Source organism: Marichromatium sp. PS1, from assembly GCF_041155115.1.
In the GTDB taxonomy this organism is placed as follows: Bacteria; Pseudomonadota; Gammaproteobacteria; order Chromatiales; family Chromatiaceae; genus Marichromatium; species Marichromatium gracile.
In genome coordinates this window covers 39,300-55,989 of sequence record NZ_BAAFHB010000002.1, presented here as the reverse complement: position 1 = coordinate 55,989, position 16,690 = coordinate 39,300, and the positions used below count along the sequence as shown (strand labels likewise).

Below are 16,690 nucleotides of genomic sequence, written 5' to 3'. Positions count from 1 at the left end.
TCCCGCCATCCGGCGTCCCCGTCCGGGGACGCCGGAGCCTCTTCCAGGACGGCCCGATCAGGCCGTCTCGAGCCGCCAGCCCAGGGTCTCCCCGGCGCGTAGCGGCACCACACAGTCCTCGCCGAACGGATAGTGCGCCGGCACCTGCCAGGGCGTGCGGGTCAGCCGCACCCGTTCCTGGTTGCGCGGCAGTCCGTAGAAGTCGGCGCCGTGATGACTGGCGAAGCCCTCCAGCCGATCCAGCGCGCCGGCCTCGTCGAACACCTCCGCATACAGCTCCAGCGCCGCGTGCGCGCTGTAGGCGCCGGCGCAGCCGCAGTCGCTGAGCTTGGCCGTGCGCGGGTGCGGGGCGCTGTCGGTGCCGAGGAAGAAGCGCGGATGACCGCTGGTGGCGGCCTCGACCAGCGCCTCGCGGTGACGCTCGTGCTTGAGCACCGGCAGGCAGTAGAAGTGCGGACGGATGCCGCCGGCGAGCAGGGCGTTGCGGTTGTAGCGCAGGTGGTGCGGGGTGATGGTGGCGCCCAGGGTCTCCGGGCCCTCGCGCACCAGGGCCACGCCGTCGGCGGTGGTGACGTGCTCGAAGACCACCTTCAGCTCGGGGAAGTCGCGCAGCAGCGGCACCAGCTTGTCATCGATGAAGCGCTGTTCGCGCTCGAAGATGTCGACCTCGGGGTCGGTGACCTCGCAGTGCACCAGCAGCGGCATGGCGTTGCGCTGCATCGCCTCGAGGACCGGGGCGATGCGGGCGATGTCGGTGACGCCGCTGTCGGAGTTGGTGGTGGCGCCGGCCGGGTAGAGCTTGCAGGCGGCCACCGCGCCGCTGGCGCGTGCCCTGTCGATCTCCTCGGGCCGGGTGAGGTCGGTGAGATAGAGCGTCATCAGCGGCTCGAAGCCGCTCCCCTGCGGCAGTGCCGCCAGGATGCGCTCACGATAGGCGAGCGCGAGCGCGGTGTCGGTCACCGGCGGCTTGAGGTTGGGCATGATGATGGCGCGCGCGAACTGGCGCGCGCTGTGTCCCACCACATCGGCCATCGCCGCGCCGTCGCGCAGGTGCAGATGCCAGTCGTCGGGGCGGGTGATCTCGATCGTCTCGGTCATCGCGATCAGCCCGCCTGCGGGCCGGCGGCGAGGATCGCGGCATCGACCTCGTCGGTGAACTTGGTGAAGTTGTCGCGGAACATCCCGGCGAGCTTGCGTGCCTGGGCATCGTAGGCGGCCGGATCGGACCAGGTGGCGCGCGGGTCGAGGATCTCGGTCGGCACCCCGGGGCAGCTCTCGGGGATGTTGAGCCCGAAGATCGGGTCGGGACGGGTGGCCACGCCCTCGAGCTTGCGATCGAGCACCGCGTGCACCATGGCGCGGGTGTGGGGGATGGCGACGCGCTTGCCGACGCCATACGGGCCGCCGCTCCAGCCGGTGTTGATCAGCCAGACCTGGGTGCCGTGCTCGGCCAGGCGCTTGCCGAGCAGCTCGGCGTAACGTTGCGGGTGGCGCGGCATGAAGGGCGCGCCATAGCAGGCGCTGAACACCGGCGAGGGCTCGGTGACGCCCTTCTCGGTGCCGGCCACGCGCGCGGTGTAGCCGGAGATGAAGTGATACATCGCCTGCTCCGGGGTCAGCCGCGAGATCGGCGGCAGCACGCCGAAGGCGTCGCAGGTGAGAAACAGGATGGCGTCGGGGTGTCCGCCCATGCCGGTTTCGCTGGCATTGGGGATGGCGCTGATGTGATAGGCGCCGCGGGTGTTCTCGGTCAGCGAGTCGTCGTCGAGGTCGAGCCGGCGCGTCTCCATGTCCATGGTGACGTTCTCGAGGACGGTGCCGAAGCGGCGCGTGGTGGCGTGGATCTCGGGCTCGGCATCGGCCGAGAGCCGGATCATCTTGGCGTAGCAGCCGCCCTCGAAGTTGAACACCCCGTCGTCGCTCCAGCCGTGCTCGTCGTCACCGATCAGGGTGCGCGAGGCGTCGGCCGAGAGGGTGGTCTTGCCGGTGCCGCTGAGACCGAAGAAGAGCGCGGTGCGACCGTCCTCGCCGATGTTGGCCGAGCAGTGCATCGGCAGCACGCCGCGCCCCGGCATCAGGTGGTTCATCACCGTGAACAGCGACTTCTTGATCTCGCCGGCATAGCTGGTGCCGCCGATCAGCACCAGGCGCTTCTCGAAGTTGACCAGGATGCAGGTCTCGCTGTTGGTCTTGTCGAGTCCGGGGATAGAGTGGAAGTGCGGCGCAGCGATGACGGTGAACTCGGGCGCGAAGTGCTCCAGCTCTTCGGGTTTGGGCTGGATGAAGAGGTTGCGCGCGAACAGGCTGTGCCAGGCCTTTTCGGTGATCACGCGCGCCGGCAGCCGGTAGTTGGGGTCGGCGCCGACGAAGCAGTCCTGGACGTAGACGTCCTTCATCTGCAGGTAGGAGGCGAGACGATGATGGACCAGGTCGAAGTGCTCGATGTCGATCGGGCGGTTGACATCGCCCCACCAGATGTCGTCGCGGCTGCCCGCCTCCTCGACGATGAACTTGTCGTTGGCCGAGCGTCCGGTGTGATGGCCGGTGCGGACCACCAGCGGACCCATGTGGGCGACCTGGCCCTCGTAGCGCGCGAGCGCCTGCTCGTAGAGCTCCGCAGTGGGGAGGTTCCAATGGACGGCGTTGAGGTTGTAGAGGCCGTGTTGTTCGAGCGGGTGGTCGCTGTTCGGACGTCCGGAAACGCGCATTGCTGGCTCCAATCTGGGTTTTCTGGGCAAGGGAGGCTGGACAAGTGCTCGGATCTTGCCGCAACGGGATCGATAGGCGTGGAGCCTACACCAAATCGACCCCGCTGCGGACGCTCGAGCGGTGCGATACCCGCTTCCTTTGCGACGGATCAGGATCGCACCGGGGGCGTGGTCACGAACTGGCCGGTCGCGCGCCCGAGCCGCTGCTCGTCCCCTGATTTTTGCCGCTGCCGCTGGTGCGGCAGTGACCGGAGACCTTGACCCCGTCCTTGCGGGTATAGGGATCGACCCAGTGACATTCGCCCTTGCGCTCGCAGGCGCCCTTGTCGAGACCCTTGCAGGCCGAGGCGGCATGGCTCGTCGGGGCGGCCCCGAGCACGAGTGTGGCGGTGGCGATGGACAGCACGAGACGCGGGTTGATGCGCATGCTTCCCTCCGGTGCGTGTCGGTTTGAGTGAGACTCCCTGCCTTGCACGTGGCGTGAGCAAAGCTAGGTCGCGCTCAACCGCTTTGCAAGTCGCTCTTCCCGGCGGTCAGCGTCAGATAGCGCTGATGCAGATGCCGTACCTGCTCGGCGAGATCCTGCGGGTCGCCGCTGTTGTCGATCAGGTCGTCGGCAAGCGCGCGGCGACGGGCGCGCGGGATCTGCGCGGCGATGATGCGGGCGATCTCGTCGTCGGCAAGGCCGCTGCGCGCCCGCACGCGCTCGATCTGTGCCGACTCGGCGAGGTCGACCACCAGCACCCGATCGGCGAGACGCTGCTGTCCGGTCTCGAACAGCAACGGGATCACCAGCACCGCATAGGGGGTGCGCAGCGCGGCGCGCTCGGCACACATCCGCGCCTCGATGCGCGGGTGCAGGATGGACTCGAGCCGCTGGCGGGCCTCGGCGTCGGAGAACACCAGCGCGCGCATCGCGGCGCGATCCAGGCTGCCGTCGGCGGCGATCATCTCGCGACCGAAGGTCGCGGCGATCGCCGCCAGGGTCTCGGGGTCGTCACGGGTGAGGGCGTGGGAGATGTGGTCGGCATCGATCACGCCGGCGCCGAGTCGCTCGAGCTGCGCGGCGACGGTGCTCTTGCCGCTACCGATGCCGCCGGTGAGGGCGATGGTCAGCATGGCGCTCATCCCAGTCCGCTGAGGCGCAGGTAGGCGCCGGTGATCTGCTCGCCCCACAGCAGTGCGACCCAGCCGGCGACGGCGAGGAAGGGACCGAAGGGCATGGCGGTGTCGCGCCCCTGGCGTCGCAGTGCGATCAGTGCACCGCCGATCAGCGCCCCGGAGACCGCCGAGAGCAGCACCACCAGGGGCAGCGCCTGCCAGCCGAGCCAGGCCCCGAACAGGGCCAGCAGCTTGAAGTCGCCATAGCCCATGCCCTCCTTGCCGGTGAGTAGCCGAAAGGCGTGATAGAGGCTCCACAGCAGCAGATAGCCGGCCGCCGCGCCGATGATCGCCGCCTGGGCATCGGTGAACACCCCGAACAGGCTGAGGATCAGCCCGAGCCACAGCAGCGGCAGGGTGATGCGGTCGGGCAGCAACTGGGTGTCGAGGTCGATCACCGCCAGTGCGACCAGGCCCCAGGTCAGCACCAGCGCGGCGAGTAGCTGCACGCTGGCGCCGAAGTGCAGCGCCGCGACGAGACTGAGCAACGCGGTGAGCAGCTCGACGGCCGGATAGCGCCAACCGATCGGCGTCTTGCAGGCGCTGCAGCGTCCGCGCAGCAGCAGGAAGCTCAGCAGCGGGATGTTCTCGTGGGCGCGGATGCGGTGACCGCAGTGCGGACAGCTCGATGGAGGGCGTGCCAGTCCGGGCGGCGGTGTCGCGTCGTCGGACTCGCCGGCGAGTTCGGCGCACTGCGCGCGCCACTCGTGTTCGAGCATCCGTGGCAGACGCAGGATGACGACGTTGAGGAAGCTGCCGAGGATCAGTCCGAGCAGCGTGACGGTGACATAGAGCAGCATGGGGGACTGCTGGAATGGCTCTAGCCAGGGCATGGTCGAGTCCTTGCTGGGGCGGGTCGGGAGAGGCGACGCCGGGGCGTCGCCACGGGATCAGACGACGGAGGCGAGCTTGAAGATCGGCAGGTACATGGCCACCACCAGGCTGCCGACCAGGCCGCCGATGATCACCATGATCATGGGTTCGAGCAGGCTGCTGAGGCTGTCGACGGCGTTGTCGACCTGCTCCTCGTAGAAGTCGGCGACCTTGCCGAGCATGGTGTCGAGCGCGCCCGACTCCTCGCCGATCGAGGTCATCTGGATCACCATGTGGGGGAAGAGGTCGCGCTGACGCATCGCCAGCTGCAGCGACTGACCGGTGGCGACCTCCTCGCGCATCTTCAGCACCGCGTCCTGGTAGACGATGTTGCCGGTGGCCCCGGAGACCGACTCGAGTGCGTCGACCAGCGGCACGCCGGCGGCGAACATGGTCGAGAGGGTACGGGCGAAGCGGGCCAGCGCGGCCTTGTTGAGGATCGGGCCGATCACCGGGATGCGCAGCACCAGTCGGTCGATCCCCTCGCGCAGCCCGCGGCTGCGCTTATAGAGCGCGGCGAAGCCGTAGCCGGCGCCGCCGAGGCCGAGGAACACCGCCCACCACCACTGCTGCAACAGGTCGGAGAGGCTGATCACCAGCAGGGTGAAGGCCGGCAGATCGGCGCCGAAGCTCGAGAACAGGTCCTTGAACTGAGGGATGACGAACAGCAGGATCACCACGGTGACGATCACCGCCACGGCGATCACCGCCGCAGGATAGAACATCGCCTTCTTGATCTTGCCCTTGATCGATTCGGTCTTCTCCTTGTAGATGGCGATCTTGTCGAGCAGCACGTCGAGCACGCCGGCCTGCTCGCCGGCGGCGACCAGGTTGCACACCAGATCGTCGAAATAGAGCGGATGCTTGCCGAGCGCCAGGGCCATCGCGGTGCCGCTCTCGATGTCTTGCTTGATCGCCAGGATCATGTCCTGCATCGAGGGGTTGTCGTGACCGCGACCGACGATGTCGAAGGCCTGCACCAGGGGCACGCCCGCGGCCATCATGGTGGCGAGCTGGCGGGTGAACACGGCGATGTCGGCGGTGGTGATCTTCTTCTTGCGGGCGCCGAGCAGCGGCTGGGGCTTCTTGCGCACCTTGGTCGGGTTGACGCCCTGACGGCGCAGCTCGGCGCGCACCAGGTTCATCGTCGCCGCGCGGCTCTCGCCCTTGATGCGGGCGCCCTTGCGGTCGACCCCCTCCCAGAGGAAGACGCTGGCCTTCTCCTTGTCCTTGGCCTTGTTCTGGGGGGGCTTGGGTTTCTGTTTCGCTGCCAGCGCCATGGGTGCTTACTCTTTGGTGACGCGGTTGAGTTCTTCGAGGCTGGTGAGACCGTTCTTGACCTTGCGCAGCCCCGATTTGCGCAGATCGGCGACGCCCTCGCGCCGCGCCTGGTCGGCGAGCTGCATCGAGTTGCCGCCCTCGAGGATCAGCCGGCTGATCTCCTCGGAGATGGGCATCACCTGGAAGATGCCAACGCGCCCCTTGTAGCCCTTGGTGCAGCGCTCGCAGCCGACCGGCTTGTAGATGGTCAGCCCGGCCTCGACCTCCTCGTCGCTGAAGCCCTCGGCGCGCAACGCCTCGGGCGGCAACTCGTGCGGCTCGCGACAGTGCAGACAGAGCCGGCGCGCCAGTCGCTGGGCCATGATCAACAGCACCGAGGAGGCGATGTTGAATGGCGCCACACCCATGTTGGCCAGACGGGTGAGGGTCTGGGGGGCGTCGTTGGTGTGCAGGGTGGAGAGCACCAGATGGCCGGTCTGGGCGGCCTTGACGGCGATCTCGGCGGTCTCGAGGTCGCGGATCTCGCCGACCATGACGATGTCCGGGTCCTGGCGCAGGAAGGCCCGCAGCGCCGCGGCGAAGGTCAGCCCGGTCTTGGGATTCATGTTGACCTGGTTGATGCCAGGCACCTGGATCTCGACCGGATCCTCGACGGTGGAGATGTTGATATCCGGCTCATTGAGGATGTTGAGCGCGGTGTAGAGCGAGACGGTCTTGCCCGAACCGGTCGGGCCGGTGACCAGGATCATGCCGTAGGGTTTCTTGATCGCCTTGAGGAAGGTGTCGCGCTGCTCGGGTTCGAAGCCGAGCGCATCGATGCCGACCTGTGCCGAGGAGGAGTCGAGGATACGCAGCACCACCTTCTCGCCGTAGAGGGTGGGCAGGGTGTTGACGCGAAAGTCGATGTCGCGCGAGCGACTGAGCTTGAGCTTGATGCGCCCGTCCTGGGGAATGCGCCGCTCGGCGATGTTCATCCGCGACATCACCTTGAGTCGGGCGATCAGGCGGTTGGCGATGGTCTGCGGCGGGTTGGCCACCTCCTGGAGCAGGCCGTCCTGGCGGAAGCGCACACGGAAGAACTTCTCGTAGGGCTCGAAATGGATGTCCGAGGCCCCGGCGGTGATGGCGTCGACCAGGATCTTGTTGACGTAGCGCACGATCGGCGCCTCGTCGATATTGGCCTCGCTGCCGTCGTCGCGCTCCTCGTCCTCGTCCGGGGCGATCTCGAGCTTTTCCAGGTCGGCGTCCATGATCTCGCTCATGGTCGTGTCCTGGGCCTCGATCGCGCTGTCGATCGCCGCCTGGAGCTTGTCCTCCTCGACCAGCACCGCGTCGGTGGCCAGCCCGGTGTTGAAGCGGATCTCTTCGAGCGCCTGGTCGTTGGTGGGGTCGGAGACGGCGAGGAACAGCCGGTTGCCGCGCCGCAACAGCGGCAGTGCGTGGTGTTTGCGGATCAGTCGCTCGTCGACCAGATTGGTCGGCAGCTCGGAGACCTCGACCGAGCCGAGGTCGAGCAGGGGGACGCCGAACTCGTGTGCCGCCGCAACCGCGATCGCCCGGCTCGAGAGCAGCCCCTGGCCGACCAGGTGGCCGACGAAGGTCCGCCGCTGACGGATCGCCTCTTCCTGGGCGTCGGTCGCCTGTTGCTCGCTGAGCAGCTCGTCCCTGACCAGACGCAAGGCCAGTCCCGAGAGCTTGACGTTGGCGGCATCTAGCGACATGGGATCGAGGCTCCGATGGGATGGTGGCACCGTCGCCCGCGCGTGCTCGGACGGTGCGGCGAACGAGGCTGGTGGCGGGCGGGAGGGCGCGGGATCACTTGTTCTTGTGGTCCTGGTTGACCTTGTAAGCGTCCCTGATGTTGGTTGCGATCAGGCCGTCTTTCTGCTCGCTCGGCTGGAGGTAGAACTCGAACACGAAATCCCGACTCATCAGGTGTCTGTCCTCGATCCCGTGATCGACCTCGCTCTTGTGGAAGAACACCGAGCTATAGGGGGATTGCGGGTTGCGGGTGTCGGTGACCCACAGATCGGCGGAGATCCGGTTGAGTACCCGCATGAAACCGTAGCCCTTGTCCTTTAGCCAGTTGACGCAGACGCCGCGCACGCACGAGCCGGCCTCGCCCCACTGATTGTCCTTCTCGTAGTGGATCGGCAGCAGGTCGGGGATGGTAAAGCCTGAGTAGAAGGCGTCGACCTGTTGCTGCAGCTCCTCCGAGATGTGCTTGAAGCCGATCAGCTCGACCCGGCACCCCTGGTTCTGCAGTGCCCGCACCAGCGGGAGGAAGTCGCCGTCTCCGGTGACCAGCAGGATGTGGTCGAGTCGCTCGGCCTGCAGCATGGCATCGACAGCCAGGTCGAGATCGGCATCGGCCTTGCTGTTGGTGATGTTGCCGTCTTCGTCGCGATAGTGACGCACGTGCTTGAGGTTGACCTTGTAGCCGAACTCCCGGATCAGCTGATGGTACTCATGACACTTGCGCTTGTAGTCCTCGTCACCATCCTTGTCCGCGCGCTCGATATCATAGGCGATATAGGTGTTGAGGCGCTGCAGTCTCCCTCCTTCGCGCGCGGCAAACCGTCTCAGCACATCGTAGCGCATCTGGTAGCCGCCGTTGTAGCGGATGTTTTCCGCGTCGATGAAGACACCGACCCTGGGTTGTGGGCTCATGTTGGATGGTTTGCTCGTTGTCTCGACCAACTGTTTGAATGGTCTCAGGTGTGAGTGCTGAGTCCCTTCGTGGACGCCGGGCACGGCGCTTGGGTGCATCCGTGAAGTCGCCCTGCAAAGCGGCGAGGGTATGGTGGACGACCCGCTGCGGTGAGAGGCCGCTGGAGGCCTGTGACCGTGATGCCGGGTGAGGGCGCGGCTGGTTCGGGACGGCAAGACGCCATCCGCCCCCGAGTCACCTCCGCGGGCTCGGGGATGCTTCCAGGGTGCCTGGCACCCGGGTGCATCGGGTCACAGCGCAGGGGCTGGGGTCGTGCCCCGAGGGGCGGTCGTCCAACTGGGCAGACGGACCGATGGTGTGGTGTTTGCTCGAATGAATCAAGACGGCGTCCGGCAATCGTGTTCCCGGACGCCGCCCCGAACGCGCCCGGTGCTCCCGGGCGCGGCGCGTCCATGCGCCTCGGCGGCGGTCCTCAGCGGTTGAGTCGGCCGTCGATGAGCTCGTTGACCACGGTCGGGTCGGCGAGCGTCGAGGTATCGCCCAGCGAGTCGATCTCGTTGGCGGCGATCTTGCGCAGGATGCGGCGCATGATCTTGCCCGAGCGGGTCTTCGGCAGACTCGGCGCCCACTGGATGAGGTCGACGATGGCGATCGGGCCGATCTCGCCGCGGACCAGCGACACCAACTCCTTCTTCAATGCGTCGGTCGGCTCGACCCCGGCCATCGGGGTGACATAGGCATAGATGCCCTGACCCTTGACCTCGTGGGGGTAGCCGACCACCGCGGCCTCGGCCACGTGCGGGTGCAGCACCAGCGCCGACTCGATCTCGGCGGTGCCGAGACGGTGGCCGGAGACGTTGAGCACGTCGTCGATACGTCCGGTGATCCAGTAGTAGCCATCGGCGTCGCGGCGTGCGCCGTCACCCGAGAAGTAGTACCCCGGGTACTGCTTGAAGTAGGTGTCGATGAAGCGCTGGTGATCGCCGTAGACGGTACGCATCTGCCCCGGCCAGGGACGAGTGATGACCAGCGCGCCCTCGCCCTCGCCCTCGATCGGGGTGCCCTCGGCGGGATCGACCAGCGCCGGCACCACGCCGAAGAAGGGACGGGTGGCCGAGCCCGGCTTGAGCGCGGTGGCGCCCGGCAGCGGGGTGATCAGATGACCACCGGTCTCGGTCTGCCACCAGGTGTCGACGATCGGGCAACGCTCCTCGCCGACGATGTGGTAGTACCACTCCCAGGCCTCGGGGTTGATCGGCTCGCCGACCGAGCCGAGGATGCGCAGCGACTTGCGCGAGGTCTGCTTGACCGGCTCCTCGCCGGCGCGCATCAGCGAGCGGATCGCCGTGGGCGCGGTATAGAAGCTGTTGACCTGGTGCTTGTCGACGACCTGCCAGAAGCGCGACATGTCGGGGTAGTTGGGGATGCCCTCGAACATCAGCGAGGTGGCGCCGTTGGCCAGCGGACCATAGACGATGTAGGTGTGACCGGTGACCCAGCCGACGTCGGCGGTGCACCAGTAGACCTCGCCCTCCTGATAGTCGAAGGTGTACTTGTGGGTCATCGCGGCATAGACCAGGTAGCCGCCGGTGGTGTGCAGCACGCCCTTGGGCTTGCCGGTCGACCCTGAGGTATAGAGGATGAACAGCGGGTCCTCGGCGTCCATCTCGGTCGGCTCGCAGGTCGGCGCGGCCGCGGCGATGGCCTCGTGGTACCAGATGTCGCGACCCTCGACCCATTCGACCTCGCCGCCGGTGCGTCGCACCACCACCACGGTGTCGACGTTGGGGCACTCCTGCAGCGCGGTGTCGGCATTGCGCTTGAGCGGGATGTGGCGGCCGCCGCGCACGCTCTCGTCGGAGGTGATCACCACCTTGCACTCGGAGTCGAGCACGCGGTCGCGCAGCGAGTCGGGCGAGAAGCCGCCGAAGACGATCGAGTGCACGGCGCCGATGCGCGCGCAGGCGAGCATCGCCACCGCCGCCTCGGGGATCATCGGCAGATAGATGCACACCCGATCGCCCTTCTCGACGCCGCGCGCCTTGAGCGCGTTGCCGAGCCGCGAGACCTCTTCGTGCAGCTCACGATAGGTGATGCTGCGATCCTCGTTGGGGTCGTCGCCCTCCCAGATGATGGCGACCTGATCGCCACGGGTCTCGAGATGGCGGTCGAGGCAGTTGTAGGTGACGTTGAGCTTGCCGCCCTTGAACCATTCGACGTGCAGGTCGTCGGCCTGGTAGCTGTAGTCGAGGACGCTGTCCCACTTCTTGAACCAGGTGACGAACTGCTCGGCGTGCTCGCCCCAGAAACCCTCGGGGTCATCGACGGAACGTCGATACATCGCCTCGTAGGTGGCAGCGTCGATGTGGGCGTTGGCGGCAGTCTCCGCCGGCACTGGATAGACCTTTTGCTCCGACATGGATGTCGTCTCCTCTTATCGTGGTCTCTTCTTGTAGGGTGATTCGGTGCCGGCGAACTGCTTGAAGCAGCGTCGATACCGTGAGGCCGGCGTCTTGTTGTGGGCACATGGTAAACGGTCACACCTGAGGCATCTAGCCATTCGCTGGGGCGCGTCTGTCATGTGCTCCAGCGCGGATGACGATCGTGGACCCTTGCGCGATGTCATGTTCCTTTCGTGTTCTCTGCCTCGCCACTGTCTCGTCCCGGACTCAGCACAGAAAGGTGCCGAGCGCCACCCCCTTGCCGTCGTCGCGGTAGGCCGCCTGGGCGAGGAACAGCTCGGCGGCGGCGAGGGCGTCGCCGAGCGCGTCGTGGGCGCCGTGACGGGGCAGGTTGTAGCGGTCGCAGAGCGCGTAGAGACGCAGGTCCGAGCCGCGAAAGGGGATCTGGCGACGCTCGAAGGTGCGATGCGCCAGCACCTGAGTATCGACCACCGGGGTCAGCAGCCCCTGGCGCCACAGTCGTCTGCAGGCGCTCGACAGGAAGCCGAGCTCGATGCTGGCGTGGTGCGCGATCAGCACCCGTCCGGCGAGCGCCGCGAGCAGCTCGGCGAGGACCGGCTCGAGCTCGCCGCCGCAGGCCGCCTGATCGTCGGTGATCTGATGGATCACCGCGCTGGCCTCGGGGATCGCGCCGCCGACGCGCACCAGATGACGGCGCGCGGTGGCGAGGTCGATGGCCGCGCCGCGTACCACCACATGGCCGACGCTGAGGATCTGGTCGTTGCGCGGATCGAGTCCGGTGGTCTCGAGGTCCACCGCGAGATACTCGACCTCGCGCCAGTCGGTGCGTGGGCGTGGCGTCGGCTGGGCGAGGTGCTCGCGCAGCGGCCCCTGGGGCGCGCGGCGCAGTCGCCAGCGCCGGCGCCATTCGATCAGTCCTGGCATCCGGCGTCCTCAGGTGAAGCGGCCCGCCTGATGGCGTTGTCCGAGTGACTCCTGCATGGTGTTGATCAGCAGGAAGGCGTCCTTGAGATGACCGCGTTCGAGCGGCGAGAGCTCGTCGGGCGAGAGGAAGTTGTCGGCCTTGGTGCCGTTGCGCAGTTGATGGGCCTGGTGGCGCATGCGCAGGGTGGCGATGAACTCCGAGGCATCGACCAGATTGGCCGCGCCGTCGCGGCTCAGCGCGCCGCACTCGGCCGCCGCGCGTAGTCGCTCGCGGGTGTTGGTCTCGGCGAGTCCGGCCGAGAGCGCATAGACCCGCGCCAGATCGATGATCGGCACGGTGCCGCGATGCTTGATGTCGAAGGTATGGTCGTGGTCGCCGCCGTGGATCAGCACGATGTTACGGAAGAAACCGAGCGGCGGGCGGTACTTGAGTGCGTTGGCGGCCATGTAGGCGATGAAGATGCGGTTGGCGCGGGTGCGCTCGAGCATGCGCTGCTGCAGCGGCTCGAACAGGCCCGCCGGGTCGTGCAGCGGGCGCAGGTCGAAGAACACGCTGGCGAGCATCAGCGCCAGCGGCTCGGGTTTGACGATCCAGGTGGCGAAATAGTCGTGCCAGACCCGCAGTGGTTGGCGCCACTTGGGGTTGGAGGCCATCACGTCGCCCGGGCAGTAGATGAAGCCGCAGGCGTGCAGACCGTCGTTGACGAAGCGGGCGAGTGCGGCGAAGTAGGCGTCGTGCTCGGGGCCGGCCTCGTCGGCGAGCAGCAGGGCATTGTCCTGATCGGAGTGCGAGGACTGCTCGCGCCTGGCCTGGGAGCCGCCGACCATCCAGCAGTAGGGGACCGGCGGCGCGCCGAGTTCGGCCTCGGCCAGCTTTAGGAGGCGCCGGGTGATGGCGTCGGTGATGGTGCTGATCGCCTGCCCGGTCTGGTTGGCGGTGGCCCCGGCGGTGACCAGGTGGACCTGCAACTCGGGGATGCGCGAGCCGATCTCCACCAGGGTCTCGAGGGACTCGGCGCGATGGATGTCGCCGACCAGATAGACGGCGTTGGCGCTCTGGAAGCGGGTCAGGTCGGTGCTCGAGACCAGTCCCATCACCCGCCCGCGCTCGATCACCGGGAGGTGATGGACGTTGAGCCGGGTCATGGTCAGCAGTGCCTCGAAGCCCAGGGTGTCGGGTTCGATGCTGTGCAGTCGCTCGGTCATGATCTCGCGCACCGGTCGCTCGCTCGACAGCCCGGCGGCGAGACAGCGACTGCGCAGGTCGCGATCGGTGATCATCCCCGCCAGGTGCTCGCCCTCCATGATCAGCAGCGAGGAGACGCGGTGCTCGGACATGATCCCCGCCGCCTCGCGGATGCTGGTCTCCGGGCCGGTGCTGATCGGTGCGCGGTTGATCATGCTGCGCACCCGTACCGTCATCAGTCCGGTGCCCGCCGGCGGGGTGTCGCACACTACGTCGAGGGCCTTGCGCAGGCGGTTGGAGATCGACTGCTCGAAGTGTTCGGCGAAGCCGGCATGGCGCTCGCGCAACGCCTGTAGTTCACCGCAGGGCAGGGCGTAGACCAGGGTGTCCTCGACGGCGGTGGCGCGGTAGTGATCGCCGTCGTCGCGACAGCGCAGGTCGTACAGATCGCCCTCGGCGAGCTTGCCGATCAGTTCGTCATCGTCGTTGCGCAGCTCGATCGCGCCGCGTCGCAGGATATAGAGCCGGGGGCTGTCCTCGTCTTCCGGCGGAAAGGCGCTGTCACGACGGAAATAGCGTACCTGGAGGCGGCGCGGAAGCTGTACCAGCGCCTCCTCGGGCAGCTGGTCGAAGGGCGGCCGGCCGGCGAGGAATTCCTGGATCTCGATCAGTTCGATGTCCATGGTCGATGTCCCGTGCCCGTGATCTGAGTGGCTCGGCCGGGTGGTTGGCGGCGTGCGCCGGCCCGGCGTTGTCGGTGTCCGTGCTGGGCCGCCCTGTCGCAGGATGCCGCGACAGGGCGAAAAAGCCCCGCCGAAGCGGGGCTTGAGTCAACGCTCAGGGATTGAGCGCGGCGTCCATCAATGGCCGCCGGCCTCGCCGGCGCCACGCGGGATGCGCACGTCCTCGACGAGGTGCTGGATGTGCTCCGGCGGCGGTGCCGTGAGCTTGGCGACGATGATGGCCACGGTGAAGTTGACCACCGCGCCGACCGCGCCGAAGGCGTTGGGCGAGATCCCGAAGAACCAGTCCTGACCCATGCCCATCTCGGGCATCAGGAAGGAGGTCCCGGGGACGAAGAAGATGCCCTTGTGCTGGAACACGTAGAGCAGGGTCACGGTGATACCGGCGATCATGCCTGCGACCGCCCCGGCCTTGTTCATCCGGGTGGCGAAGATCCCCATCATCAGCGCCGGGAACAGGGAGGAGGCGGCGAGCCCGAAGGCGATGGCCACGGTACCGGCGGCGAAGCCCGGCGGATTGAGGCCGAGATAGCCGGCGACCATGATCGCCACCAGCATCGACACGCGTCCGGCCATCAGCTCGTTCTTCTCCGAGATCTTCGGCATCATCACGCCCTTGAGCAGGTCGTGGGAGATCGCCGAGGAGATCGCCAGCAGCAGTCCCGCTGCGGTTGAGAGCGCCGCGGCCAGACCACCGGCGACCACCAGTGCGATCACCCAGGCCGGCAGGCCGGCGATCTCGGGGTTGGCGAGCACCATGATGTCGCGGTCGACCTTGACCATCTCGTTGCCGGCCCAGCCGTAGGACTCGGCCTCGGCGGCGAACTCGGGGTCGGCGTCGTTGTAGTACTGGATGCGACCGTCGCCGTTCTTGTCCTCGAACTGCAGCAGGCCGGTCTCCTCCCACTTCTTGAACCACTCGGGACGCTCGTCATAGAGCAGGTTGCCCTCGACGCTGCCGATCGGACCGATCTGGATGGTGTCCATCAGGTTGAGTCGCGCCATGGCGCCGACGGCCGGGGCGGTGGTGTAGAGCAGGGCGATGAAGACCAGCGCCCAGCCGGCCGAATAGCGCGCGTCACGCACCTTGGGCACGGTGAAGAAGCGGATGATGACGTGCGGCAGACCGGCGGTGCCGATCATCAGCGACAGGGTGTAGGCGAACATGTTCAGGGAGTTGCCCATGGTCTGGGTGGTGTACTCCTTGAACCCGAGGTCGGTGACCACCTGATCGAGCTTGTCGAGCAGCGACATGCCGGTGGCGACACCGTTCTGAATGTATTCGCTGCCGAGCCCCAGCTGGGGCAGCGGGTTGCCGGTGAGATTGAGCGAGATGAACACCGCCGGCACGGTGTAGGCGAAGATCATTACCACATACTGGGCGATCTGGGTATAGGTAATACCCTTCATGCCGCCGAGCACGGCGTAGATGGCGACGATGCCCATACCGATATAGAGACCGGTGTCGTAGGGCACCTCGAGGAAACGCGAGAAGGCCACGCCGATCCCCTTCATCTGGCCGATGACATAGGTGATCGAGGCGAGGATCAGACAGATGACCGCGACGATGCGCGCCGACTGCGAGTAGTAACGATCACCGATGAACTCGGGTACGGTGAACTTGCCGAACTTGCGCAGATAGGGCGCGAGCAGCAGCGCCAGCAGCACATAGCCGCCGGTCCAGCCCATCAGGAAGACGGATGCGCCATAGCCGTTGAAGGCGATCAGCCCGGCCATGGAGATGAAGGATGCCGCCGACATCCAGTCGGCGCCGGTGGCCATGCCGTTGGCAACCGGGTGAACGCCGCCGCCGGCGACGTAGAACTCGCCGGTGCTACCGGCGCGGGCCCAGATGGCGATGCCGATGTACAACGCAAAGGTCGCGCCGACAACGCCGTAGGTCCACATATCAAGAGGCGTCATGATCTGTGCTCCTTACTCTTCGCCGACGTCGAACTTCTTGTCGAGCCTGTTCATGTTCGCCGCATAGACGAAGATCAGTACCACGAAGGTATAGATCGAGCCTTGCTGGGCGAACCAGAAGCCGAGCTTGTAGCCCCCAAGGGAAATGGCATTCAGGGGTTCGACGAGGATGATCCCGAACCCATACGAGACCACGAACCAGATGGTCAGCAGTACCGCCAGCAGGCGTAGATTCGCCCGCCAGTAATCTGCCCGTTTTTCAGGTGTCATTTCGATGTCACTCCGTAATCGACAAGTGGATTGCGTAATTGCTCGGGGTGACGGGGCGTTGACCGGCAGCCACGCGCAAGCACGGGCCCGATGGTCAGACCGCGACAGATGCCCCCTCATTCTCTTTCTTCTAGTGTGTGTGTGCCGTATCTGTCAGTTCAGGCGCACGCTTTGCATTGTCTGGTTGCCTTTGCCGCAATGTCAACGATTCGAAGTGACATCGGATTCAATGGTGATCATTGTGACGCGGGTGCAGCATTCATCACGGCACGCTGGTGATCGTGGCCGAGACCACGCCACGGTTGCCAAGCGTGGCCAGGTTTTTTACTCTCAACCATTTCCCCGGCGTTCGCTGGGAGCAGGGGACGGATTGCGCCGCGCCCGCTCCCCCGAGCACGCTCCGGGCACGCCGCCTCGCCACCACCGGGGTGTCTGCCCGTCTCGTCCATCGTCTCCCGACGCCTGCACGGAGCGCACGTCCGAGGCCGCGCGCGGGTGCCGGCGCCCGCTCGTCTACAGCAACCAGT

General features: G+C 66.7%; 13 protein-coding genes. All 13 read right to left on the bottom strand.

Features of this window, described 5'->3' with window-relative positions:
* Nucleotides 1–57 precede the first annotated feature (57 nt).
* The gene (gene pyrC, locus ACAM26_RS01505) at nt 58–1,098 is read right to left on the bottom strand and encodes a dihydroorotase (protein WP_123141173.1); all 1,041 of its coding nucleotides are present in this window, start codon (nt 1,096–1,098) and stop codon (nt 58–60) included.
* 5 nt (nt 1,099–1,103) lie between these two features.
* Entirely contained in the window at nt 1,104–2,708 is a 1,605-nt protein-coding gene (locus tag ACAM26_RS01500; protein WP_369612997.1) for a phosphoenolpyruvate carboxykinase, read from the bottom strand.
* 172 nt (nt 2,709–2,880) lie between these two features.
* Nucleotides 2,881–3,135: a hypothetical protein gene (locus ACAM26_RS01495; protein WP_123141171.1), complete on the bottom strand. Its 255-nt coding sequence runs from the start codon at nt 3,133–3,135 to the stop codon at nt 2,881–2,883.
* Between the two features lie 74 nt (nt 3,136–3,209).
* Complete coding sequence (gene coaE / locus ACAM26_RS01490; protein WP_123141170.1) at nt 3,210–3,836, bottom strand: dephospho-CoA kinase; 627 nt, start codon at nt 3,834–3,836, stop codon at nt 3,210–3,212.
* Nucleotides 3,833–4,702 carry an A24 family peptidase gene (locus ACAM26_RS01485; protein WP_369612996.1) on the bottom strand — a complete coding sequence of 290 codons (870 nt, stop codon included), beginning with the start codon at nt 4,700–4,702 and terminating at the stop codon, nt 3,833–3,835. Before ACAM26_RS01485 ends, coaE begins: the two co-directional genes overlap by 4 nt.
* Nucleotides 4,703–4,759: 57 nt before the next feature.
* Entirely contained in the window at nt 4,760–6,022 is a 1,263-nt protein-coding gene (locus ACAM26_RS01480) for a type II secretion system F family protein (protein ID WP_123141168.1), read from the bottom strand.
* 6 nt (nt 6,023–6,028) lie between these two features.
* Complete coding sequence (pilB, locus tag ACAM26_RS01475; protein ID WP_123143059.1) at nt 6,029–7,744, bottom strand: type IV-A pilus assembly ATPase PilB; 1,716 nt, start codon at nt 7,742–7,744, stop codon at nt 6,029–6,031.
* A gap of 94 nt (nt 7,745–7,838) precedes the next feature.
* Nucleotides 7,839–8,693 (bottom strand): NYN domain-containing protein, encoded by an 855-nt coding sequence (locus ACAM26_RS01470; RefSeq protein WP_123141166.1) that lies wholly within the window; start codon nt 8,691–8,693, stop codon nt 7,839–7,841.
* A gap of 473 nt (nt 8,694–9,166) precedes the next feature.
* Entirely contained in the window at nt 9,167–11,113 is a 1,947-nt protein-coding gene (acs, locus tag ACAM26_RS01465) for an acetate--CoA ligase (protein ID WP_234524344.1), read from the bottom strand.
* Nucleotides 11,114–11,363: 250 nt separating this feature from the next.
* On the bottom strand, nt 11,364–12,041 hold the full coding sequence (locus ACAM26_RS01460) for a 3'-5' exonuclease (protein ID WP_123141164.1): 678 nt from the start codon (nt 12,039–12,041) through the stop codon (nt 11,364–11,366).
* 9 nt (nt 12,042–12,050) lie between these two features.
* The gene (locus ACAM26_RS01455) at nt 12,051–13,910 is read right to left on the bottom strand and encodes a DUF294 nucleotidyltransferase-like domain-containing protein (RefSeq protein ID WP_123141163.1); all 1,860 of its coding nucleotides are present in this window, start codon (nt 13,908–13,910) and stop codon (nt 12,051–12,053) included.
* 177 nt (nt 13,911–14,087) lie between these two features.
* Nucleotides 14,088–15,893 (bottom strand): sodium:solute symporter family protein, encoded by a 1,806-nt coding sequence (locus tag ACAM26_RS01450; RefSeq protein ID WP_123143060.1) that lies wholly within the window; start codon nt 15,891–15,893, stop codon nt 14,088–14,090.
* Nucleotides 15,894–15,905: 12 nt separating this feature from the next.
* Nucleotides 15,906–16,163: a DUF4212 domain-containing protein gene (locus tag ACAM26_RS01445; protein WP_123141161.1), complete on the bottom strand. Its 258-nt coding sequence runs from the start codon at nt 16,161–16,163 to the stop codon at nt 15,906–15,908.
* Nucleotides 16,164–16,690 lie beyond the last annotated feature (527 nt).